Origin of the sequence: Thioflexithrix psekupsensis, assembly GCF_002149925.1 — a bacterium.
In the GTDB taxonomy this organism is placed as follows: domain Bacteria; phylum Pseudomonadota; class Gammaproteobacteria; order Beggiatoales; family Beggiatoaceae; genus Thioflexithrix; species Thioflexithrix psekupsensis.
Window position 1 is genome coordinate 1 of the sequence record NZ_MSLT01000007.1, and the last position, 23,164, is coordinate 23,164.

Here is a 23,164-nt window from a genome sequence, read left to right on the forward strand (position 1 = left end):
CAGTATGACTGAACATTCCTCTCAAGACGGCAGTATGTCGTTTGTTGAACACCTCGTTGAAATTCGTAATCGTTTATTACAAATTGTATTGGTGGTGTTGGTTATTTTATTGGCATTAATGCCTTTTGCGAATAGTTTATTTTCTCTACTCGCTGATCCGTTATTGCGTTTTATGCCTGAAGGCACACAAATGATTGCGATTGATGTGGCTTCACCTTTTTTTACTCCGTTTAAATTAACATTGGTGTTAGCGATTTTTATTGCCATTCCTTATATTTTTTATCATGTGTGGGGATTTGTGGCACCGGGGCTTTATGATCATGAAAAACAACTCATGTATCCCCTGCTTATTTCTAGCACATTGTTATTTTATTTAGGAATGGCATTTGCGTATTTTGTGGTGTTTCCATTGGTGTTTAGTTTCATGATCAGCATGACACCTGATGGGGTTTCTATGATGACGGATATTAGTCGTTATTTAGATTTTGTGTTAAAGATGTTTTTTGCGTTTGGAATTGCTTTTGAGGTGCCGATTGCGACGATTTTGCTGGTGCGTATGGGGATGGTTACGCCTGATGAATTGATTGAAAAGCGGCCTTACATTATTGTTGCGGCGTTTATTATTGGGATGTTAATGACTCCGCCTGATGTGATTTCACAAACGCTATTGGCAGTTCCTATTTGGATATTATTTGAAGCAGGTGTGTTTTTTCTCCAGACGTTTCGTACCAAAAGAAACCAATGACAATAACGATGAATATAAACCCTTAACTCCAGAACAAATGGATGCCGAATTAGCACGCTTAGAACAAGATGAAAAAGGCAAGTGATTATTGCTTATATTGCATCCGAGTGGGATGAATAGAATTGATTTGTTCAGTAGTCAGCGGGCGGGCAATATCCCAATTGGCGTTGAATAATTCGATGTATTGTTGAATCTTGGAAAGATTGGAAACCATTGTTGTTGATTGTGCCTGAGAAAAACACTCTCTGCCAGTAAGAATAATAGCTATTTTTTCGTCAAAAATAGCTAAATCTAAAACTCCTGTTTTTTCTAATAAGCTAGGCTCAACCCAATCTTGCTCACGTAAATATAAAACCTCAATGCCTGCCTGTTGCTCTTGGTACATTCGCATCAGTAGACGTTCATCAGGTTGTTCTTTCCGAGTAATAAAAAGTCGTTTTACAGAAATATTTTTTTCTATAATTAACTTTTTCTGAATAGAAAAATAATATTGGCTAAATGAACTAATTTCTCCATTTTGATAATGGTGAGTATCATGTAGATAAGTTGCAATGATATTTTTTTGTGTATTTTCTGCTAAATAAGAAATCCGTTTATAATATTGAGCAGGTTTTATAAAATGATAGCTTTGGTTAAGAATTGCATTTTTAAGTAGAGAAAAATAATCTTCTAAACAATCTCTTTCTATTGCACCAATATGACTCAACCCATTAATTAAATGAGCTAACTCCTCAAAAACTAACTTATCTCTTTGTAACTTAGTGTGATGATTTGTGGTCGTTAATCCATAGGGAATGGCATGTAAAGGAATGTAATTATCAATAGAATCTAATATTTCAGAAAATCTGCTTTTATTGGCATTAATGACTTGCTCCACATTAAACGCCATTTGTGCTAAGTTTTCGGTTAAAGGAATAGCATATTTTTCTCCAAATCTTGGATTGAATTAAGTTTGCGAAATAAGATTTTCATGGCACTTGGTTCAGCCATTTTATAAGATAAAAAGCTGGTGACTCCAGTAAATTCAAGCCGATCTAATCTTTCTGGAATATTAGAAATAATAAACCATTTCATTACCATATAAAACATCCTCAAAGGTAAAATATAGCTTAGTTCCCACTCTAATACAAAAGCCTTCAAATTTTGAATGATTATTTATAATTAAGCATTTTATATTACCTGATTCATTAATGCCATTGCATTCCAACAGATCATAACTAATTGTTTGTTTATCGATAAAGCTCGTTGAGTAAGTAAATAACTCCCAATATCCACTCATAATCTGAAGCAATTTTTCCGCACTATCAATGCGATCTGTTAAGTTGCCCAGTAACTTTAGAGAAATACTTCCTTTCTCTGGAAATAAAGCCACTTCTGTGCTTAATGCTCCCTTAATGATTCCTCGATTAATTAAATCTTGATTAAAAACTTCATAGGGTTGATACCAAAGCTGTTCAGGAATTGCAGCAGGACTTGCCTTGTAAATGGTTTGCAATTTCAAGAAAGTTTCTTCGGAGATACTCTCTTTCAATCGAGACACAAACCACCCGCCACATCCAATTCTAATTGAAGTGTTTTTTGGCTGCTTATTCTATTTACATTATTGTCTAATAAAGATTAATTTTTTCTTTTTAAATTAGAAATTTTTATTCTTGAATTATTTTGTTTGTCTGTAGGCATGTCGAACACTCCAACAATTAAAGCAGCAAAGTATAGAGCAATGGTTTGGCAAATGTTTGGTAAAACTTTTGGCAGATATACCAATTTTTTCAGAGTCGTATAATAATACTTTTCAAATAGGAGAGAATAATGAACAAAAGATATGAAGATTTAGAAGAGTTAATGTCAACAGGTGAAGCGAGAGAAGTGAAGCGAGCGATGGCAGTAAGAATGTCTTTGCTTGGTTTTGTGCGTGCGGAAGCGGCTTTAGCGTATTGTGTCAGTGTGCAATTTGTGGATAAATGGAAGCCATTTATTTAGCGTCAGGGTGGAAGGATTAAAGTTAGCGTATAAAGGCTCGCCAGGGTATTTAAAGCCGCGTGAACGAGAAGATGTGATTAATTGGATACAAGAAAAGAAGACAATAACAATAGAGGAACTAAAGAGATACTTAAAAGAGGAGTATGATGTTTTCTATTCTTCAAATACTTCTTATACTAAATTATTAGAAGAAGCGAATTTAAGTTATAAGAAGACACACAAAGAGAATTCGGCAAAAGATGAGGTAAAAGTAGAAGCTAAAAAAAAAGAGATTAAGGATTTAATAGATAAGGAGCGTGAACAGATAGAAAGTGGAGAGGTAATGTACTGGATGCAAGACGAAAGCCATCAGTTGTGGGGAGATATTTGTGCTTATGTTTGGTCGAAAAAAGGAGAAAGAACGTCAATAAAGATGAGTAATTATCGCACTTCTCAAACGTGGTATGGAGCGGTGAATATTTATACGGGAGAATTTATTTTAGATAGGGCAAAGAAAGCTGATACAAAATATACGATAGACTTTATTAACTGGCTCATTTACAGATATAAAGAAGCCCGTCATGTGATTATTTGGGATGGTGCAAGTTATCATCGTTCTGAAGGTTTAAGAACTTATTTAGAGAAATTAAATGGGGGACTTCCAGAATCAGAATGGAAAGTTCGTTTATTAAGATTTGCGCCCAATGCACCAGAGCAAAATCCAGTCGAGGATATTTGGCTTCAAGGTAAGAATTGGGTCAGAAAGAATTTTCATCGTCTATCAAGCTTTGAAGAAGTCACTAGTATGTTTGAGACCTTTTTGTCAGGTAAAGTGTTTAAGTTTAATAAAATTAAACAGTATCTTATACCTAATATCTAGCTAGATATTAGAACTTAATTTGTTTTTATATCTCACATAATTTTGGTATATAAAACCTAACAAAACCGATCCCGCGTTTCCAAAAAACACCGAATATCCTTAATTGTTGCAATTCGTCGATGTACATTTTTAATCGTCATCAAACGACACAACTCGTCTAAATAACCATAATTCGCCTTAACCTGCTCAATCCAATCAAACACCCGCACATATTTACCTTTAATCGTCAACCGCTTACGCATCACCGTAAAATCCATAATCAACCCCGTCCAAATCCAAATACGGCAAATCCCCAAAAATAGAGCGGTACATCTGATAAATCACATATTCCACAATTGAGTCATACGCATTAGGCGACGACATCATTTCTCGCGTAAACATCTCATGTAAAATCGCCCCCAACGCATAAATATCCGCCGCTAACCCAATTTCTCCCGAATCTCGAAAAAACGGATGTGGCTTATATCCCATGTGTACCTGCTCTGGCGAACCATAACGCGCACTCATCAAACGCACACCCACTTCCGTTTCCACCAAAGCAAAATCAGCACTCGCTGTAAAATCCGTGATGCCAAAATCTGCAATGATTAACCGATCATTTACTGCATCATAAAAAATATTTTCGGGTTTCAAATCTCGATGCACAAAGGCAAACTGATTTAAATACTCAACCCCATCCAATAATTGATGAAATAACGGTAACACGCGATCATGTGCCAAATCTTCGGCGATCAAATCCTTCAAGGTTTTTGGATACAATGGCATCACATAAAACGGCTGTGCCTCACCATCAACGGTGACAAAATCGGTCGTTACCGCTCGCAACAGATGGTCATGCGTGTGCTTTGCGGCAAAACGCATTTCATTCTCAAAGCGTCTAAACTGCATTTCATGCTCACTGCGTTTTAATTTACACAAATGCTTTAACGCAAAACGCTGATGCGAATCAGCAACCGCACTGACTTCATACACCAAAGAACCACTTCCCCCTTCGCCTAATTGACGAATGACTTGGAAGTCACCATGATCAGCAGTGTGATAAATCATTAACATAAAATTTACCATAGTCATTAGAAGAATATAATAAAAAACTTAGAAAAATAATAACAATTCGGATAAAAAAATAACAAGTATTTTTTATTATTTTAGAAAACAACTGTTTAATTAAAAAACCAAGCATTTTACTATAGTTTTAATCCCGTTTATCGACTGCATTTTTTCTGACAACCAGTCGGACAGAAAAATTAACCGAATAAGGAATAATAATACATGTTTGCTCAACTGTTGCACAGCCTAATAACACACCTTCCCCAATACAGTCAAGAAGGCGGACACCATACTTCTGTCAGTCGAGAACAACTACAACATGCTTTACAAAATACAGGCAATGATCCCCAAGCGGTTGCTGTTTTACTTGACCTGATTGAACGCCTACTCAGCAGCACAGCCACCCTCGAACCTGCTGTATTAGCCCAACAGCAGTGGCAATTTATCTCATTTCCTGCGCGTTTATTTGTCCTTTCCCTGCTACAAACCTTACTTGATTCTGACGTACAACTATTGCCTGCCACTTTTTGGCGCAGTGATCGCTACGAACATTCGCATACTGTGGATCAACAACATGAATTACTTGCTGCTTTAGAAACTCGCCGCGTACAACAACATCGTGGTGAAAAACCCGCCCCGATTCGCTTTGTTGCTATTGCGGCGGCGTGGTTCAAATTGGGACAACATTTTTTATTACATCGCCGCGAAATGAGCAAAATTCGGGATAATCACGGCGAATATGTCTTAATTGGAGGACGAGTGTGTTATGAAGATGTCGCGGCTTGCGACATTGCACCCGCCGCCGTCATGACGCGACTGAACCAACTGCAACAATTGCCGTTGGCCGCATTTGAAATGGCTTTAAAAAGGGAAATTACTGAAGAAACAGACTTAGAATATGAAGAAGATTATGAATTTACCCATTGGCAAGCCTTAAAACCTTGTTGCTGGTTAGCAGGGACTGCCGCAGATTATTCTTACACCGAATATACCGTACACTATTTTGAAATCCAATTAACCTTAACAGGATTTTTAAAATTAGTACAAAAAGAACAAAACAATCCTTATCACTTTACCCGTTTTACTCAAGAAGAATTATGGGCAGGAAAACAAGTGGCAGGTCATAAAACAAATATGCACATTTTCAAACATCATTTAGCCTACAATGAACAGGATTTTTTAACACAATTAACCGCATTACCTGCGAGTTTTACGCGACATTATTTATTTACAAAAGACAGTGATCGCATCACGCTACCTTTAACCAATCAAACCCCTTTACGCAAAGGAATTAATGGCAAAGAAAAGCCTTATAAACAACTTGAATTAACTTTATTACAATGCCAATTACTTTGGTTATTAGGTGCAGCGGCGCGGGGTTTTTCTTTACACACCTGCCATAGCCAATTAAACGTATTAGAATATGGTTGGTTAAAAACTACTGATCCAAAAATGAATGCTGAATTAAAAACCCTTGCCAATCAACTAAAAATTGTTCATTTGCCATTAATTGAAGTTTTTGCCGATCATTATTTTCATTTAACCGTACAACCCAACTGCATTTTCTTTGATGAAGCCAACTTTAATTTTACCTTAACTCCGCTGGTAGAAAACCAAAAATACCGTATCCAAGTTCACAGTGCGGCCGTCACTACCCCTTTAGCTACTATTTGCGCTTTCAACAGCCCTTGTGTAGAAATTACAAAAGACCTCGCCGCCGACATCGTCCACATCCAACAACACGACTTAGCCTACAGCGAAGACAAACGACTGGATGATCGTTTTCGCAAAGGTGTGGAATTGCCGCTGGGTTTAACAGAAATGGGATTAAGGCGATTACTGCGAATTGAACAGAAATACTACCGTTTAACCTGTAAATCAACAAACGATATGAGATAAAAAAAGATGCTTCTTTTGTTAGAATCAGAATTTTCAAAATTAAAGAATTGACAAAATCAACGCGCTTTGAAAAATAAAAAAATAAATGATATACCAAAAAGATATGATTCATAGAATCCTTATTTTGTCAGAATCAGAATTTACAGAATTAAAGAATTTTCAAAATTGACTCTTGCAAGTCGTTTATTTTTAATCGATTTTTAATTCTTTAATTCTGAAAATCCGAAAATTCTGTAAATTCTGATTCTGACAGAAAAATTTTATGAATGACTTAATTTTGGTATAGGTACAAAATTAATTCTGAAAATTCTGATTCAAACAAAATATAAAAACGGACAAAAGTTTTAATAAGGTTTTTGCGCAATAATAAAAAATTGTTTTCCAAAAAATGGCCACGCCCAGGGCATTTTTAAATACCATTTCACTAACAAGGGATGAGTCGGCAAACGACCTTGCGTGGTATAAGGTAAGAAACGCGCAATTTTTAGCTGAATCGTAAAGTTTTTTAGCTGCAAAACTTCACTTAATGAACGATCCGTTAAACCCAAATGATGATCATAAAAATCCCAATATTCGCCCGCTAAATAACGCAAATTCGGCCCCAGAATAAAATAACGTCCACCCGGTTTAAGCGCACACCACACTTGATCTAAAAAATGTTCTAATGCCTGTTTATGGGGTAAATGTTCTAAAAAATTAGAAGTAAATACCACATCTGCACTTTCTTGAATAATTGATCCCATTTCGGATGCGGCGCATTGTTTAAATTCAATATTGGGTTGTAAGAAATGCACACTGTCTGGATTTAAATCTAGGGCAATTTTTCGCTGGGCTTGAATATGATTAATAAATTCACCATAACCACAAGCCACATCCACCACAGTGGCTTGTGGGGGAATAAATGCTTGTAAATAATCCTGACAAATTACCTGCCAAATGGCATTTTTTCTTGGCAATTGGTTATCGGCGAAACGAATTTTATATAATTCTGCTAAATGATCAGCGTCCATATTCGGTATCTTTAAAGGTAAAAAATTTGTAAATTAAAAACGTCGCTAACATCGGAATAGCCACCGCAATACCATGCGCAATAGCTTGCGGATAAAACAACATTCCAAAAATTTGAAATAAATATTCCAAAAAAACAGCCGCTCCCCAAACTAAAGGTAAAAAAGCCAAATTAACCCCCACAAAATCACGGGCTTGCTGCCATTTTGGTTTTTGAGCATGAGGAAAAACAAAAATACTATTGAGAAGAAACGCAACCATCATTCCAATGCCATAAGCCAATAATACCGCCCATGCAAAAGACATCCAATGATTTAAAATAATTCGCGCTAACCAATGCAATAAAGCCGCAGTCCCTCCCACCATAATAAATCCTAAAAATTGCATACTAAAAAAATAACGAATCACAATATTGCGTCCTTAGCCATTTTTCTCCCAAAAGCAACGCTTTCTGAAATGCCACGATCTTCAGGATAATAATAAGAAGTATCCGCTACCCATAAGCCTTTAATTGGTAAAGCCACAGGCGGTAATGTTTTTAAAAATTCAGGTGAACAAATCGGCTGCGCAAAACGATAACGACTGGCACGAAGCTCAATAAAATCTTCTTCTATTAAATCAGGATTAATGGTCATTAAATAACGCTTCACTTTATGTAAAAAAACTGCATTATCGTCTCGATAATGAGGATGATCCCCCGGCATATAAAAAGGAATGTAAACAATATGGCATCCCTCAATCGGCTGCAAATTAGTGTATTCAACTAAGCCCGGAATATCCATTGTTTCATTATTAATATTCAACCAAAAATAATCCGTTAATGCTCTTTTTAACTTTACAATCACACAAACCACAGCAATATTATGAATGGCTTTAAATTGTTGTAAAATGGTTTCGGGTAAATCAGGCATTAATTGCGGCACATAAGGCAATGGAATGGTACTAATGACCCGTTCAAAAGGATAAAATTGCTCATTTGTTTGAATACCTTGCACTTTTCCATGACTTATTACGACTTTTTGCACGGGCGTTTTTAACAAAATTTCTCCATTTAAGGCTTCAATTTTATTTTTTAGTGCGTCTAATAAAGTGTTTGATCCACCTGTTAAATAGCCTAATTTTTCTTTAAATAAATGATAACGAGAGCGGCCAATGCGTCGGATGCGGCTCCAAATCCATGCCGCGGACAATTGATCGGTGTAATGGTAAAATTTATACTGAAATAAAGGCTGCCACAAGGTGCGATAAGCCTCCTCCCCCACCCAACTGCGAATCCAAGTCACAGCATCTTTTTTGTCTAAATCCTGCCAATGATTGCGTTTAGCCGCGAAAAACGCATGTAATCCATAGCGAATTTTTGCCAACAGACTTAAACCCGAAAATGTCAGCAAAGCCCACGGATCGCCCCAGTTTTGCAAGCGACCTTGAAAATAATAGCCCATGCGCGTTGATGTCCAACACAGGTGATCGGCTAAATCCAATTCTTCTAATAGCGTAAAAAGCGCATTATCTGAAGTGCAATGAAAGTGATAATAACGCTCAATTTTTACCCCAGAAAAATCAAAACAAGCCGTCATTCCGCCCACTCGATCATCCGCTTCAAAAACAACAGGAATATATCCATCCAGTGCCAATTGATAAGCCACTGCTAATCCCATCGGGCCTGCGCCTAATACCGCAATTCTTTTTGAATCAATGGTCACCTAAAACTCCAAAATAACATGACTAAATTCAGGGTGACAAAAAGTTTGCGCAACGGCTTGTGCAAATGGTGTCGGAGTAACATTAAAAATACTTGGCCAATCAATGACTTCAAATTCATCATGAGTGACTAAAGCTTTTAATTGTTTCACGGTAAAAGGCGGGTCTTTATCAAATAATCCCCACGTATAAAGCAGAAAATAAAATAAAGAATAGGGAATTTTAATAATGTGACTTTTGGCATGAATGGTTTTTTTAATCACACGGATCATGTCTATATAATCAATCCGTTCTAAACCAGAAATATTAAACGTTTCATTTTTAATAGGATTTTCTAAACAACGGATAATAATATGTGCGAAATCTCCCACATAAAGCGGTTGCCGCATATATTTACCGTTACCGGGAATGGGAAATAGTGGCACTTTCTGCATAAAACGAGATAACCAGCCTAAATGTTTGCGATCAAACCAACCAAACATCAGCGTTGGACGTAAAATCACGTGTTCAATACCGCTGGATTTAACTCTATCTTCTTGAATTTTCTTGGTTTCTGTATAATCGTCACACGCCAGCGACATCACCACTGAAGAGCTAATATGAACCAAAAAAGGCACGTGATACTGGTGCATGGCGGCCAACACGCATTCGGTGCTGGTGACATTGTTTCTAAAAAATACTTCAGATTCTAATCCGCCAATTTGTGCTTGTAACATGACGACGGCGGCAGCATCAGCAAAATGCTGTTCCCACGCGCCCGATTCGGCTAAATCCGCATATTCAATGACAATATCCGGGTGCAAACGGCGCATTATCTCCAAATTATTGCGATGCTTATCCAACACAACAATGTGATGATAGCCTTGTTGTTTTAAATAAACGACCACATTTTGTCCCACTAAACCCGCTCCACCGGGCAAAATGATTTTTTTTGAATTCATTTATATCTCGTCTGAAAAAATCGTCATTGAATGATGGGGGAAATCGGTAATGGATGGGTTAATGATTCCGCCGCTGTCTTACCGTCTCATACAGGCAAATTCCTGTTGCCACGGAAACATTAAGGCTTTCCACCCGTCCTAACATGGGAAGATGGGCTAAATAATCGCAACGATTTTGCGTTAAAGTGCGTAAACCATCGCCTTCTGCACCTAAAACCCACGCTATCGCACCCGTCAAAGACAAATCATATACGCTTTGCTCCGCTTGATCTGTCGTACCAATTAACCAAATACCTTGCGTTTGTAACCATTGTAAAGTTTGCGCCAAATTGGTAACTTGTATAACTGGAACAGCCGCGCCACTGGCAACTTTACGCACCGTCGCCGATAAACCACAAGCGCGATTTTTCGGAATAATCACCGCATCAACGCCCGCCGCATCAGCAGTGCGTAGGCACGCACCTAAATTATGCGGGTCTTGTATGCCGTCTAAAACCAAAAGCAAAGGCGCACCCGTCGTTTTTGCCGCTAATAATTCGGCTAAATCGGCTTGGTCTAAAACCACCGCTGCCCGACAACGAATCACAATCCCTTGATGATGCCCATTTTCACTGAGTTTATCCAAAGTTTTACGCGGCACAATTTGCACCGCTAATTGTTGTTGTTTGGCTAATTCCAGTAAAGATTCAATACGTTGATCAGTGCGTCCTTGTTGAATCCAAATTTCTAATACGCGATCAATGTCTTCTGTTAATGCGTGGCGCGCTGGATGCAATCCAAAAATATAATCCGAATGAGATTGGGTCATTATTAATTGATTCGTTGGGGTGAAAATTGAAATGGCAAAAGAAATGGCAAAATAACACGATGATAAAACACTTATTTTACCCAAATCAGAATGAGTATTTAACCGCTCCCGCACAAGCGAGGGTTGAGGAGCGGTAAAAAAAACAGTCCCATTCCCTCAATTCCGCGCAGGATGCGCTTCTGGAACATCAGAGGGCGTGGGCGCGTCAGAAGCAGTCATTGTGCTTTCTGCGGTTTCGACAGCAGGGGGATTTGGGGGGGTAGTGGCTGGAGCAGTTTCCACTTGTTCAACGGATTCAGCCACTTTAGCGGCTTCTTTTTCTTGTTTTTCTGCTTCGGCTAATTTTTCCAACGTATCGTCAGGTTTTGGTGATACAATAGTCACAGTTTCTGGTGACGCGAGCCAACGTATTGCCGTTTCGTTCAACACCACTTTTTCCAAAACCACAGGATTCAAAGGCGCGTGACGGGCAAAATGCGGCGGAACAGCCCCAACAGGCACGGATTGAATTTTATCCACCACCTCCATTCCCGCCACCACGCGCCCGAATACCGCATAACCCCAATCAGTGGGCGTTTTTGCCTTGTGATCGAGAAAAGTATTGTTATTGATATTAATAAAAAATTGCGACGTGGCTGAATCGGGTTCAGAAGCGCGAGACATCGCCACTGTACCCCGCACGTTCAATAAACCATTGTCCGCTTCGTTTTTAATCGGATCGGCAGTTTCCTTTTTCTCAAAAGTCGCAGAAAAACCACCCCCTTGCACCATAAAATCAGGAATAACCCGATGAAATAAGGTATTGTCGTAAAATCCTTGCTGGCTGTAATTAAGAAAATTAGCCACCGTAATAGGAGCTTCATTGGGAAAAAGTTCTAACACTATCTGCCCATGCTGCGTGATGAGCGTGGCTTCTATGCGTGCTTCATCGGCGACGCTGTTGTAAAATAGCGAAAAGAGAAAAAATAAAGTGATAACATGTTTCATAGTGAGTTAAAGCCTGCGTTGTTTTCAATGTAAATTAAAGATGGCTTGAATTGACCCTAATTAAAGACAAAACCAACAGCCAGAAAACAGTAGTCTAACACAAGCCCCATGGCAGATAAAATTGCGCAAAATCGCAATGATAAAAAAAATTACTCGCTCAATTGCGCTAAATAAGCCTGCCGTTGGGCAAATGATAATGCTCCCAATTGCGCCGCCGCTTGATAAAACGCCAATAAATCCCCTTCTTGCTGGGCTAATAAGGTTTGTAATGCGGGGACATATTGCTGATAAGTCATGACGGAATTTAATTTGGCATTATTCACCTCATTAAACCAACGATCATAACCTGAAAAATTATCCCAACGTTGCGTTTTTAATTCTTGATAACGTTGTTGTAATTGTGCGAATTTATTTTGTTTGGCGAATGCCATCAATGAGGGTTCTAAAGATTCTTGATATAATGCGTCTAATTCTTGACGAAAATCAAGAATGAGTTGATTAAAATCGTGTTGGTAATTTAACCACCGTTGATACTCTTGCCATTGCGCCTCATCACGACGAAATAATAACCAACGTTTAATCCCTTCATATTCTACCGTCATGGCAAAGGCTTCGTTAAAAGCCGTATCATTGGCAATATATAATTGTTGATGGGCTAATTCGTGAAAAATTAAACCCGCCAATCGCCAATCTGACCAATGCAACATGGTATTTAACACAGGATCAGCAAACCAACCTAACGTGGAATAAGCCGCAATGCCTGCCACATAAACATCATTCCCTTCTGCGCTTAATGAATCGGCAAATGTTTCAGCTTCGGTTTGAGAAAAATAACCGCGATAAGTGACACAACCCACAAACCAAAAACACCATTGTTTAGGCGTTAAAGAAAACTCAGGCGTGGCAAACACCGACCACACCACATAAGGGCGTTGCAAATCCGCATAATGGCGATAACTGTCATTATCAGGCAGGTGCAATTCGCGGCTGGCAAACGCCCGCATCGCTAAAATATCATTAAAACGCTGCTTTAATGTGTCATCAATGGACTCGTCTAATAACAAGTGAGAAATGGCTTGGGTACGTTGCCAAATATCCCATTGACCTCCCACCGCTTGGCTATAATAATGTACGCCACTACATCCATTTAATAATCCCGTTAATAACGACACCATTAACAGCATACCAAAAAACTTAATAAACCACCGATAACACGTCAATTTGCAGCAATTCAATAGATTGCCCCCACATGTGAATGCCGATGACATCTTCCGCGATCACCGCTTGTACGGCAACGGCTAATTCTGCTTGTTTAAATTTATCTGGCAAATTTGTGGGCATAAATCTACGCCCATCATCCGCGGTAATGCCGTAAAATCCACCTTCAACATCGACATACGTGATTTTACCGTTAAAATGCAAGGTTTCCTCACTTTCGGCAATCACTTCGCTTAAAGGAATAGGCGTTTGCTCATTATTCACCATTAAAGCGTGCGCAGGCAACGACAAAGAAACACATAAGCCACTTAACATTAGGCTAAACATCGGTAATAATGTCATGATCATTAACCCTCATTTTCGCTTTTATTACGTGTCTAAATTAGAGACCAATAAGGCATTTTTCTCAATAAATTCTCGACGAGGTTCAACTTGATCGCCCATCAATGTTGTAAAAATCTCATCGGTTTTAATCGCATCTTCAATACGCACTTGCAATAAATTGCGCGTTTCAGCATTCATGGTGGTTTCCCACAATTGGCTGGGATTCATTTCCCCTAAACCTTTGTAACGTTGAATATGCAGCCCACGTTTGCCTTCGTCCATTAGCCACGTGATGACTTGGCGAAAATGGCTCACGGTTTGCCGTTTCTCTCCCCGTTGCACGTAAGCTCCCGCCTGCAATAAATCACGCAATTTACTGCCTAAATCAAGCAAATGTCGATATTCTGCGGATTTAAAGAAATGGTGCTGTAATAAATGAGTATTGCTAATTCCATGCTGCACGCTGGTCATGCCAATGGAAAATTCAACATCTTGAATCGTTAAATCTAATTCATATTCGGCAGGTAAAGCCAATGTCGCTTGTTTTAATTGCGCAAACCACGCTTGCACTTTAGCCGATTGCATTAATTCCACCTCTAATAACGGCGGTAAATCAATCATTAATTCCAAAATCGCCGCCGGCAAACGACGCGACAAGCGTTGTATCATTTCCATTACGCGCAAATACTGCTCGGCTAATTCCGTTAATGCCGTGTGCGATAAGGCAGGAGAATCTGCGTCTAAATGCAATTCAGCCCCTTGCAAAGCCAGATTTAATAAATAATCATTTAATGCCCGATCATCTTTGACATAACGCTCTTGTTTGCCTTTACTGACTTTGTACAAAGGCGGCTGGGCTATATAAATATAACCGCGCTCAATTAACTCTGGCATTTGACGATAAAAAAAGGTTAATAATAACGTCCGAATATGCGCGCCATCAACGTCCGCATCACTCATGATAATAATGCGATGATAACGCAATTTATCAGGGTTATATTCCTCTTTGCCAATCCCACAACCTAATGCAGTAATTAATGTCCCTACTTCAGCAGAACTGAGCATCTTATCAAATCGGGCTTTTTCTACGTTTAATATCTTCCCTTTTAACGGAAGAATGGCCTGATATTTACGGTCGCGTCCTTGTTTAGCCGAGCCGCCCGCTGAATCCCCTTCCACAATAAATAATTCGGATAACGCAGGGTCTTTTTCTTGACAATCGGCTAATTTCCCCGGTAAACCCGCAACATCCAGTGCAGTTTTACGCCGCGTGACTTCTCGCGCTCGGCGTGCGGCTTCTCGCGCTCTGGCTGCATCAATAATCTTGCTGGCGATAGATTTGGTTTCTTGGGGATGTTCTTGTAAAAAATGTTCTAAATAATCGCCCACAGCACTTTCTACCGCGGTTTTTACTTCGCTGGATACTAATTTTTCTTTGGTTTGTGAGGAGAATTTTGGATCATGCACTTTAACCGAAATAACAGCCGTTAATCCCTCTCGAATATCATCACCACTGGTCTCAACTTTGGCTTTTTTTAATAAGCCTTCTTGTTGTAAATAGGTGTTGAACGTCCGCGTTAATGCCGCACGAAATCCCGTTAAATGTGTGCCACCATCTCGCTGGGGAATATTATTGGTGAAACAAAAAATATTTTCTTGATAAGAATCGTTCCATTGCATCGCCACTTCAATAGCAATTTTTTCTTGCTTGCTATTAAAATATAACACGGAAGGATGTAAGGGCGTTTTCTTTTCATTTAATAACTCAACAAATGAACGAATGCCCCCTTGATATTCAAATAAATCTTCTTTCGTGGTGCTTTCTTCTTGTAAGAAAATGCGCACGCCAGGATTTAAAAAAGATAATTCGCGCAAACGTTTGGCCAAAATATCATAGTGAAATTCGATGAGTTTAAACGTCTCTATGCTGGGTTTAAAACGGATTTCTGTGCCTGTTTTTTCCGTATCGCCCACAACGGTTAAAGGCATTTGTGGTACACCGTGACAATATTCTTGTTGGTGAATTTTGCCGTCTCGGTAGATGGTGAGGCGCAAATGTTCGGATAAGGCATTGACCACAGAGACCCCTACGCCATGCAAGCCTCCTGAGACTTTGTAAGAATTTTCGTCAAATTTCCCGCCCGCGTGCAATACAGTCATGACCACTTCAGCCGCTGATCGCCCTTCGCCTTGATGAAAATCAACGGGAATTCCGCGCCCATTGTCGTTGACGGTGATGGAATTGTCGCTGTGAATAATCACTTGAATCGCACTGCAATAGCCGGCTAAGGCTTCGTCAATGGCGTTGTCAACCAATTCAAACACCAAATGATGCAACCCTGTGCCGTCATCTGTATTTCCTACATACATCCCTGGCCGCACTCTCACTGCTTCTAAGCCTTTGAGAACTTGGATATTGCTTGAATCGTAAGTTGATGTTGGTGATGTGGATTCTGTTATTTCTGTCATTGTGTCCATCCATAAATTTTGGAGTTAAGTCTTGGTACTATTCTAACATTTTTATGACCTTAGTTGAATTGTTTGTATAAACCGATATAAAACTTTTCTGTCAGAATCAGAATTGACAGAATTTCAGGATTTTCAGAATTAAAAAATAAAAAATCTGCTAAAAATAAACCACTGGCAAGAATCAATTTTGAAAATTCTTTCATTCTGTCAATTCTGATTCTGACAAAATAAAGATTCTATAAACCACATCTTTTTGGTATAGTAGAAGAAAAAACGATAGAAATACTTATAAGTCGTTAAATAAAAATATTAAGGTATTAAAAGCGTTCAGAATTTTCACATTTCTACCGCCCCCCTACCCCCCTCCTGCTAGGAGGGGGAAAGAAGAAAAGAAGAGATGAGGTTATCTTGTTAAATTTTAACCATAAAAATAACCTCTTTCTCCCCCTCCTAGCAGGAGGGGGCTGGGGGGCGGTAGAAATGTTGATATGCCAGATTATTTTCCTTTAGGTACTTAGTGCAGAATATTCCCGAAGCTCCCAATTCCGTTAATTGCTTAAATTTTTGGATAATATCATGAACAAACTTTTATTAGGCGATAATTTAGAAATCTTAAAAACTTTAGAATCCGAATCGGTGGATTTAATTTATTTAGACCCGCCTTTTTTCTCGAATCGTAATTATGAGGTGATTTGGGGTGATAAGGGAGAAATTCGCAGTTTTGAAGATCGCTGGTCGGGTGGAATTGATCATTATATTGCGTGGTTAAAAGAACGGGTTGAAGAAATGCACCGCATTTTAAAATCAACGGGTTCTATTTTTCTGCATTGCGATTGGCACGCGGATGCGTATATTCGGGTGTTTATTTTGGATAAAATTTTTGGACAGTCTGGATATGTTAATGAAATTATTTGGTATTATTATAATAAATTTCAAGGAAATATTAATAAGTTAGCAGCCAATCACGATGTAATTTACTGGTATGCAAAAGGTAAGAAATTTACATTTTATAAGCAACGAGAAAAAAGAGATGCAAAAATTAAACAGATTAAGCGAGTATGGGACAAAGAAAAAGGCAAAATAGTCAATGCCAAAGACGAATTTGGAAAGGTTCAATATATTGAAACAGAAGAAAAAACTGTTGATGATGTTTGGCGTATTTCTATGTTGCAACCTGCTGACAAAACTCAGCGCATCGGCTACCCCACACAAAAACCAGAAGCCTTATTAGAACGCATTATTTTATGCGCCTCTAACGAAAATGATGTGATATTAGACCCCTTTGTCGGCGGCGGAACAACCGTGGCAGTAGCCGATAAATTAAAACGCCAATGGATAGGTATTGATCAATCCGTGCAAGCCATTAAAGTTTCCGAATTGCGCTTGCAAAAACAACAAGATTTACTCTCAAAACCATTCACCGTACAATTACATAAATACGATTATGATACCTTGCGTTATTCTAATGCCTTTGAATTTGAAAGCTGGATTATTCAACAATACGGCGGTGTTTCTAATATTAAACAACGCAGCGATTTAGGTATTGACGGCAAAACCCGCGACGGCGTGCCTATTCAAGTGAAACGTTCGGATAATATTGGGCGTAATGTGGTTGATAATTTTCAATCTGCCTGTACCAAAATTAAGTCATTCATAAAATTTTTCTGTCAGAATCAGAATTTACAGAATTTTAAGATTTTCAGAATTAAAGAATAAAAAATCTGTTTAAAATAAACGACTTACAAGAATAAATTTTGAAAATTTTTGTGTCTGTAAATTCTGATTATGACAAATTAAGGATTCTATGAATCATATCTTTTTGGTATGTAAGCGATTTGATGGTAAAAAATTTGAAGAAAATCAAGCCGCTAAAAAATCTGTAGGAATTATTATTGCGTTTAGTTTCAATAAAGGCGCAATTCAAGAAGTGGCGCGGTTAAAAAACCAAGATAATTTAATTATCGAATTAATCACCGTTGAGCAAATTATTCCTATTGCGAAAAAACCAAAACTAACCGTTACATTTAACGATTTAGGATTGGACAATAAAGAATTACGCGAAATCGAATTTATTGCCACTGGCGAATCGGATGCAGGTATTGAATTTTATGCGTGGGATTTTGCGTATCAAGCGGAAAATGGTTTTAAAGCCACCATCATGATTGATAAAGACGGCAAACAAAGCCATAAATTTAAAACAGGTTCTTTTCAAATCGCCGTTAAAGTCGTGGATAATGACGGCTTAGAAAGTTTAGAAATTATTGATTTAAAAGTGAATGGGGAAATTAAGAGGGAGGGTTAAAGAGGTAAGTATCCAATTCACATATTAGCTCCCCGCCCCACTACCCACACGCCATTCTCCCCCCGTCGCAATAAACTCAAACGACGCACTTGGCTATGGTCAATATGCGCTTCGGCGTGGAGTAAGAAAAAATCGGATTGCACTGTTAATTGATCGGGATTTAATTCAATGCCCGCAAAAGCAGAATGTTGTAAAAATTCAGTGACACTGGGAAAAAAACGCCGTTCCCGTTCTACTATTAATTGTTTAATTTTTTCTCGTTCTAATGTAGGCGATAATGTCATTAAAACTTCTTCTGATGCCGTATTAATATTAATCGCCGTCACATAAGGTAAAACTGTCACATAAGGTTCTAACTTTTCCACCATTTCAGCAGTAAAACCATGAAGTAACCGCAGTTCAGAAACACTAAATAATTGCTGATTCGCCGCACGATAAGGCGGATTTTTTAACAAATAAGTATTGTCCTCCGCACCACCGTGTAAGGTCACATTTTGATCCGCATCCAACCAATCAATTATCGCATCTAATAAATATTCGGATAAATCTAATTGGGCTAATAAACGTTGAAATCGTTCCTTAGCCACTGAATTAACTTCACCCTCTTTAGGCATTAAATTATTAATATTAAAACGCCCTTGCAAATCCACTAAATAACCCGATAAATAACCCCCTTCTACCACAGTCGGCGGCAACTGCATCGCCCACACTTCCTGCCAATGATCAACCGCACTGGCTTGACGGTCGCGCCATAAAATTTGTTTCGCCCACAACTCAGCCCCTATGACATAATGCAAGGCTTGCTGTTGGTTTAAATCATAAGCCGTTCGATAAATATCCGTTTGCTGCCGATTCGACGCGGCCACCGCGATCACCGTCACCGTCGCCATGATCAACAAAGCAATTAATAAAGCCACTCCACGTTGTTGTTGCATGCGCATCGCTGCCCCTGTTTTCCCCAATGATGACCGAATAACCCATAAAATCGGCCGCTTTTTTCATTAAAATGCCATTCTATGTGGAATCATTCTATAATGAACAGTCACGACACGTGTTTATTTTAAAAAAACGATCAGGTCTTATAAATAAAAAAAAGGATAACAGCATGTTTGAAGCCGCCGAAGTAGGACGTAAAATCAGTAAAGAAACTTACAAAGCCCAAGTGCCTGAATTACGAGCGCAATTGTTACAAGCCCAATTTGCCCTCAGCCAAACCAAAACGCCGGTGATCATTATTATTTCGGGTGTGGATGGCGCAGGGCGCGGAGATGTGGTGAATGCCCTAAATGAGTGGCTCGATCCACGCGGCATCGAAACCATCGCCATTGACACCCCAACCGACGAAGAACAATCACGCCCTCACTTTTGGCGATATTGGCGACAATTACCGGCACGGGGACGGATTGGTATTTTTTTTGGCGGCTGGTACGTTGATCCGATTCAGTCGCTGGCTTATGGCGATATTGAACCGGCGCAAATGGATGAAATGTTGATTCAAATTCGTCGTTTTGAAACGATGTTAGTGGAAGATGGGGCGTTAATTTTAAAATACTGGCTTCATTTGCCGAAAGATGAACAACAGCAGCGTTTACAAAAACTCGCCGACGATCCCAACACGCGCCGTAGTGTTTCTGAGCGAGATTGGCAACATGTGAACTTATACGAATCTTTTATGCGAGCTGCCGAGCGCGCCATTCGTCATACTGATTCAGGCAACGCCCCGTGGCAAATTGTCGAATCCACCAACGCCCGCTATCGAGATTTAACCGTTGCGCAAAGTGTGTTAGACAATCTAAATCAAGTCTTAGCACAACAACAAGCCGATGAATTCTCAAGAAAAAATCGACCCGCAACCGCTGCCATTAGCAATTTTAATGCGGGTAAAAAAACCCGTACCGTATTAGACACCGTTGATCTCAGCCAAACCATTGCCGATAAAGAATATGAAAAACAATTAAGCCTGTATCAAGGACAATTGCACCGCTTGGCGTGGGAAGCACACCGGCAACAACGTTCTACTTTGCTGGTGCTAGAAGGCTGGGATGCCGCAGGAAAAGGCGGCAGTATTCGCCGCATGACGCAAGCGATGGATGCGCGTTTGTATCGCGTTATTTCTACCTCCGCGCCCACCGATGAAGAGCGTAATCATCATTATTTGTGGCGTTTTTGGCGACATATTCCACGAGCAGGCAGAGTCACCATTTATGACCGTTCATGGTATGGGCGTGTTCTGGTGGAGCGGGTAGAAGGTTTTGCAACGGAAATGGAATGGAAACGCGCTTATTTAGAAATTAACGGTTTTGAAGAAAATCTGGCTAAACACGGAATTATTGTCTTAAAATTCTGGTTACACATCGATCCCGATGAGCAGCTAAAACGCTTTAAAGAGCGCGAAGCCGTTCCTTATAAACGCCATAAAATTACTGAAGAAGATTGGCGTAATCGGGAAAAATGGGATGATTATGTCACGGCAATTGATGACATGGTGGCCAGAACCAGTACGGAATTTGCGCCATGGATTTTAGTCGCGGGAAATGACAAACGTTTTGCGCGGTTAAAAGTGCTGCAAACAGTGTGCTTGCATTTGGAAAAAGAACTGGGTTTGCATCAAGAAGAAAAACCTTGTCCAGAGAGTAAATTAAAGCCTAAATCCAAGTCCAAATAGTAGGATAAATAAGGATGGATATTTTATTAATACGACATGGCATTGCGCAAGACCGTGAAGATTTTGCCTTGCGCGGACAAGCCGACGAATTGCGCGAATTAACCCCCAAGGGTAAGCGAAAAATGCGCGATGTGGCGTTGGGCTTAAAAAAATTAGTGCCGTCATTGCACGCTTTGGCCAGCAGTCCGTTGGTGCGAGCGGTGCAGACGGCTGATATTGTCATGGATGTTTATGGTCAATCTTCTCGCGTTTTGTTACCGGCTTTATCGCCGCGGGGAGAACGCGAAGATGTTTTAGAATGGTTGCAACAACATCCGCGTCAAGAATGTTTAGCTTTAATTGGTCATGCGCCTGATTTGGGAGCGTTGGCCAGTTGGTTATTAACAGGGAATGTGGGATTATGGTTGCCTTTAAAGAAAGGTGGCGCGTGTTTATTAAAATGGGATGAACAAGTGATCGTGGGACAAGGCAAATTGGCGTGGTTATTAACCGCATCACAATTACAAGAATTATAAGGCGAATTGAACAGTAAAATATGGACGAATTGCCTTTAATTTCTGCGGTGGAATTGTCTCGTTTTTACGGTCATTTTTGTGCGGTGGATGCACTGAGTTTTGAAGTGAAACGGGGGCAAGTGGTGGGATTTCTCGGCACCAATGGCGCGGGAAAAACCACCACCATGCAAATGCTCACTGGGAATTTAGCTCCTACGTCGGGACAAATTCGTTTGGCGGGGTTTGATTTGTTGGATTCGCCCTTAGCCGCAAAGTCCCAATTGGGCTATTTACCGGAGCATCCCCCGTTGTATCCTGAATGTCGTGTGGACGAATATTTGCGTTTTTGTGCGCGTTTACATGGTTTATCGAAAACAGAAACCCATCAAGCCGTAGATGAAGTGCTGAATACTTGTGGATTGACAGGCGTTTATCGTCGTTTAATTGCTAACTTATCAAAGGGTTATCAACAGCGCGTCGGTATTGCACAGGCTATTGTTCATTCGCCTTCGGTGGTGGTATTAGACGAGCCGACGGTGGGACTTGACCCGGTGCAAAGTCACAGTGTACGCGAGTTGATCCAAAAATTGGGACAACAACGGGCTGTGATTGTATCGACGCATTTATTAAACGAAGTACAAAGCATTTGTACCCATGTGCAAATTTTACAAGCGGGGCGTTGTGTTTTACAAGGTGCGCTACGCGATTTATTGCATCAACCCGTGACCACCCTCACCTTAGGTTTACATCACGCGCCCAGTCTTGCCCGCTTGAAAATATTACCAAATGTGCAACAAGTCGAAAGCATAACGCCCAACAAGTGGCGTTTACACTGTTCCCCCGGCCAATTGCCCACAGATGCGATTGTGCAAGCCGCCGCGGCAGAACGATGGGGATTATTTGAATTAACTCCCGAATATCGCACATTAGAACAATTATTTATCGAATTAACCCAGTTATCGTAGGTCGTTATGTGGATTATTGCTGGACGTGAATGGTGCAGTTTATTAACTGGTTTATTGGGTTGGAGTATTTTAGCCTTAGTACAGTTTATTTTAGCGTGGGTTTTTGCGGTATTGGTTTATGTTTTTACTCAATCCGACGTGCAAGCGCAATTGTTGCAACAGGAAGGAATGCCCGGTATGAGTGAATTAATTTTAACGCCGTGGTTTAATTGGCTGGGTTTTATTTTGGTGTTTATTACGCCGTTTTTAACCATGCGTTTAATTGCAGAAGAACGGCGACAACACAGCTTAATTTTACTGTTATCGGCACCATTATCGACGTGGCAAATTGTTTTAGGTAAATTTATTGGAATATGGGGATTTATCACATTATTGTTATTAATCGCCATGCTCATGCCTTTATCTTTATTATTTGGGACAACGTTAGATATGGGACAATTGGCTGCGGCTTTTTTAGCGGCGTGGTTGTTGTCGGCGGCGTTGATTGCGGTGGGTTTGTACTTATCTATCCGAAATCATCAACCGTTGGTCGCGGCCATGACGACTCTAGTTGTTTTACTGTTATTATGGATATTGGATTGGGCGGGGGGCGATGAATCGGCTTTATTTCATTACCTATCCTTACAAACCCATTATCAAGTTTTAATTACAGGTTTAGTGGATAGCACCCATATTCTTTATTATATTTGGGTGAGTTTATTTTTTTTAGGACTGAGTTATCATCAATTAGACAGCGAACGCGCCAATTAAAA

Annotated in this window: 24 protein-coding genes; 10 read left to right on the top strand and 14 right to left on the bottom strand. The window is 39.7% G+C overall.

Annotated elements, in window-relative coordinates; genetic code table 11:
- Positions 1 to 4: 4 nt before the first annotated feature.
- Entirely contained in the window at positions 5 to 745 is a 741-nt protein-coding gene (tatC, locus tag TPSD3_RS04375) for a twin-arginine translocase subunit TatC (RefSeq protein ID WP_086487504.1), read from the top strand.
- 85 nt (positions 746 to 830) lie between these two features.
- Here the strand turns inward: tatC and TPSD3_RS04380 are convergent, their stop codons facing one another.
- Positions 831 to 1,622 carry a hypothetical protein gene (locus TPSD3_RS04380; RefSeq protein ID WP_140048479.1) on the bottom strand — a complete coding sequence of 264 codons (792 nt, stop codon included), beginning with the start codon at positions 1,620 to 1,622 and terminating at the stop codon, positions 831 to 833.
- A 174-nt stretch (positions 1,623 to 1,796) separates the two neighbouring features.
- Entirely contained in the window at positions 1,797 to 2,285 is a 489-nt protein-coding gene (locus TPSD3_RS04385) for a hypothetical protein (RefSeq protein ID WP_086487381.1), read from the bottom strand.
- A gap of 269 nt (positions 2,286 to 2,554) precedes the next feature.
- Between TPSD3_RS04385 and TPSD3_RS17445 the strand changes: the two genes are divergently transcribed.
- Both TPSD3_RS17445 and TPSD3_RS04390 read left to right on the top strand, forming a co-directional pair.
- Positions 2,555 to 2,725 carry a hypothetical protein gene (locus TPSD3_RS17445; RefSeq protein WP_176329726.1) on the top strand — a complete coding sequence of 57 codons (171 nt, stop codon included), beginning with the start codon at positions 2,555 to 2,557 and terminating at the stop codon, positions 2,723 to 2,725.
- A 7-nt stretch (positions 2,726 to 2,732) separates the two neighbouring features.
- Entirely contained in the window at positions 2,733 to 3,584 is an 852-nt protein-coding gene (locus TPSD3_RS04390) for an IS630 family transposase (protein ID WP_176329727.1), read from the top strand.
- Positions 3,585 to 3,640: 56 nt separating this feature from the next.
- Here the strand turns inward: TPSD3_RS04390 and TPSD3_RS04395 are convergent, their stop codons facing one another.
- Positions 3,641 to 3,826 (bottom strand): hypothetical protein, encoded by a 186-nt coding sequence (locus TPSD3_RS04395; RefSeq protein ID WP_140048481.1) that lies wholly within the window; start codon positions 3,824 to 3,826, stop codon positions 3,641 to 3,643.
- Positions 3,819 to 4,637, bottom strand: a complete 819-nt coding sequence (locus tag TPSD3_RS04400; protein WP_176329728.1) for a protein kinase domain-containing protein — start codon at positions 4,635 to 4,637, stop codon at positions 3,819 to 3,821. Before TPSD3_RS04400 ends, TPSD3_RS04395 begins: the two co-directional genes overlap by 8 nt.
- A gap of 216 nt (positions 4,638 to 4,853) precedes the next feature.
- Between TPSD3_RS04400 and TPSD3_RS04405 the strand changes: the two genes are divergently transcribed.
- Positions 4,854 to 6,530 carry a hypothetical protein gene (locus TPSD3_RS04405; protein ID WP_086487385.1) on the top strand — a complete coding sequence of 559 codons (1,677 nt, stop codon included), beginning with the start codon at positions 4,854 to 4,856 and terminating at the stop codon, positions 6,528 to 6,530.
- Positions 6,531 to 6,874: 344 nt separating this feature from the next.
- On the opposite strand, the gene TPSD3_RS04410 is transcribed toward TPSD3_RS04405, so the two are convergent.
- From TPSD3_RS04410 to gyrB, 9 genes are all read right to left on the bottom strand, one after another.
- Positions 6,875 to 7,540 (bottom strand): class I SAM-dependent methyltransferase, encoded by a 666-nt coding sequence (locus TPSD3_RS04410; RefSeq protein ID WP_086487386.1) that lies wholly within the window; start codon positions 7,538 to 7,540, stop codon positions 6,875 to 6,877.
- Positions 7,530 to 7,946, bottom strand: coding sequence for a GtrA family protein (locus TPSD3_RS04415; protein ID WP_086487387.1), 417 nt, complete (start codon positions 7,944 to 7,946; stop codon positions 7,530 to 7,532). The genes TPSD3_RS04410 and TPSD3_RS04415 overlap by 11 nt, the downstream gene beginning before the upstream one ends.
- Positions 7,943 to 9,241 carry an NAD(P)/FAD-dependent oxidoreductase gene (locus TPSD3_RS04420; protein WP_245391519.1) on the bottom strand — a complete coding sequence of 433 codons (1,299 nt, stop codon included), beginning with the start codon at positions 9,239 to 9,241 and terminating at the stop codon, positions 7,943 to 7,945. Before TPSD3_RS04420 ends, TPSD3_RS04415 begins: the two co-directional genes overlap by 4 nt.
- On the bottom strand, positions 9,242 to 10,180 hold the full coding sequence (locus TPSD3_RS04425; protein WP_086487388.1) for an NAD-dependent epimerase/dehydratase family protein: 939 nt from the start codon (positions 10,178 to 10,180) through the stop codon (positions 9,242 to 9,244).
- 58 nt (positions 10,181 to 10,238) lie between these two features.
- Positions 10,239 to 10,988 carry a 23S rRNA (guanosine(2251)-2'-O)-methyltransferase RlmB gene (rlmB, locus tag TPSD3_RS04430; RefSeq protein ID WP_086487506.1) on the bottom strand — a complete coding sequence of 250 codons (750 nt, stop codon included), beginning with the start codon at positions 10,986 to 10,988 and terminating at the stop codon, positions 10,239 to 10,241.
- A 156-nt stretch (positions 10,989 to 11,144) separates the two neighbouring features.
- Positions 11,145 to 11,975 carry a peptidylprolyl isomerase gene (locus TPSD3_RS18110; RefSeq protein ID WP_086487389.1) on the bottom strand — a complete coding sequence of 277 codons (831 nt, stop codon included), beginning with the start codon at positions 11,973 to 11,975 and terminating at the stop codon, positions 11,145 to 11,147.
- A gap of 149 nt (positions 11,976 to 12,124) precedes the next feature.
- A complete protein-coding gene (locus TPSD3_RS04440) occupies positions 12,125 to 13,150 on the bottom strand; it encodes an aminopeptidase (RefSeq protein WP_176329729.1) in 1,026 nt (341 codons plus the stop codon).
- Between the two features lie 19 nt (positions 13,151 to 13,169).
- Positions 13,170 to 13,541: a hypothetical protein gene (locus TPSD3_RS04445; protein WP_086487391.1), complete on the bottom strand. Its 372-nt coding sequence runs from the start codon at positions 13,539 to 13,541 to the stop codon at positions 13,170 to 13,172.
- 21 nt (positions 13,542 to 13,562) lie between these two features.
- The gene (gene gyrB, locus TPSD3_RS04450; RefSeq protein ID WP_086487392.1) at positions 13,563 to 15,986 is read right to left on the bottom strand and encodes a DNA topoisomerase (ATP-hydrolyzing) subunit B; all 2,424 of its coding nucleotides are present in this window, start codon (positions 15,984 to 15,986) and stop codon (positions 13,563 to 13,565) included.
- A gap of 576 nt (positions 15,987 to 16,562) precedes the next feature.
- On the opposite strand from gyrB, the gene TPSD3_RS04455 reads away from it, so the two are divergent.
- The gene (locus TPSD3_RS04455; protein WP_086487393.1) at positions 16,563 to 17,702 is read left to right on the top strand and encodes a DNA-methyltransferase; all 1,140 of its coding nucleotides are present in this window, start codon (positions 16,563 to 16,565) and stop codon (positions 17,700 to 17,702) included.
- Between the two features lie 88 nt (positions 17,703 to 17,790).
- On the top strand, positions 17,791 to 18,288 hold the full coding sequence (locus tag TPSD3_RS04460; protein WP_086487394.1) for a hypothetical protein: 498 nt from the start codon (positions 17,791 to 17,793) through the stop codon (positions 18,286 to 18,288).
- A gap of 17 nt (positions 18,289 to 18,305) precedes the next feature.
- Here TPSD3_RS04460 and gspK read toward each other — a convergent pair whose 3' ends face one another.
- Entirely contained in the window at positions 18,306 to 19,223 is a 918-nt protein-coding gene (gspK, locus tag TPSD3_RS04465) for a type II secretion system minor pseudopilin GspK (RefSeq protein WP_176329730.1), read from the bottom strand.
- A gap of 170 nt (positions 19,224 to 19,393) precedes the next feature.
- On the opposite strand from gspK, the gene pap reads away from it, so the two are divergent.
- The 4 genes from pap to TPSD3_RS04485 are packed head-to-tail and all read left to right on the top strand — an operon-like array spanning position 19,394 to position 23,162.
- Positions 19,394 to 20,953, top strand: a complete 1,560-nt coding sequence (gene pap / locus TPSD3_RS04470) for a polyphosphate:AMP phosphotransferase (protein WP_086487396.1) — start codon at positions 19,394 to 19,396, stop codon at positions 20,951 to 20,953.
- Between the two features lie 14 nt (positions 20,954 to 20,967).
- Entirely contained in the window at positions 20,968 to 21,468 is a 501-nt protein-coding gene (gene sixA / locus TPSD3_RS04475) for a phosphohistidine phosphatase SixA (protein ID WP_086487397.1), read from the top strand.
- A gap of 20 nt (positions 21,469 to 21,488) precedes the next feature.
- Positions 21,489 to 22,412, top strand: a complete 924-nt coding sequence (locus TPSD3_RS04480; RefSeq protein WP_086487398.1) for an ABC transporter ATP-binding protein — start codon at positions 21,489 to 21,491, stop codon at positions 22,410 to 22,412.
- A 6-nt stretch (positions 22,413 to 22,418) separates the two neighbouring features.
- Positions 22,419 to 23,162, top strand: coding sequence for an ABC transporter permease subunit (locus TPSD3_RS04485; RefSeq protein WP_086487399.1), 744 nt, complete (start codon positions 22,419 to 22,421; stop codon positions 23,160 to 23,162).
- Positions 23,163 to 23,164 lie beyond the last annotated feature (2 nt).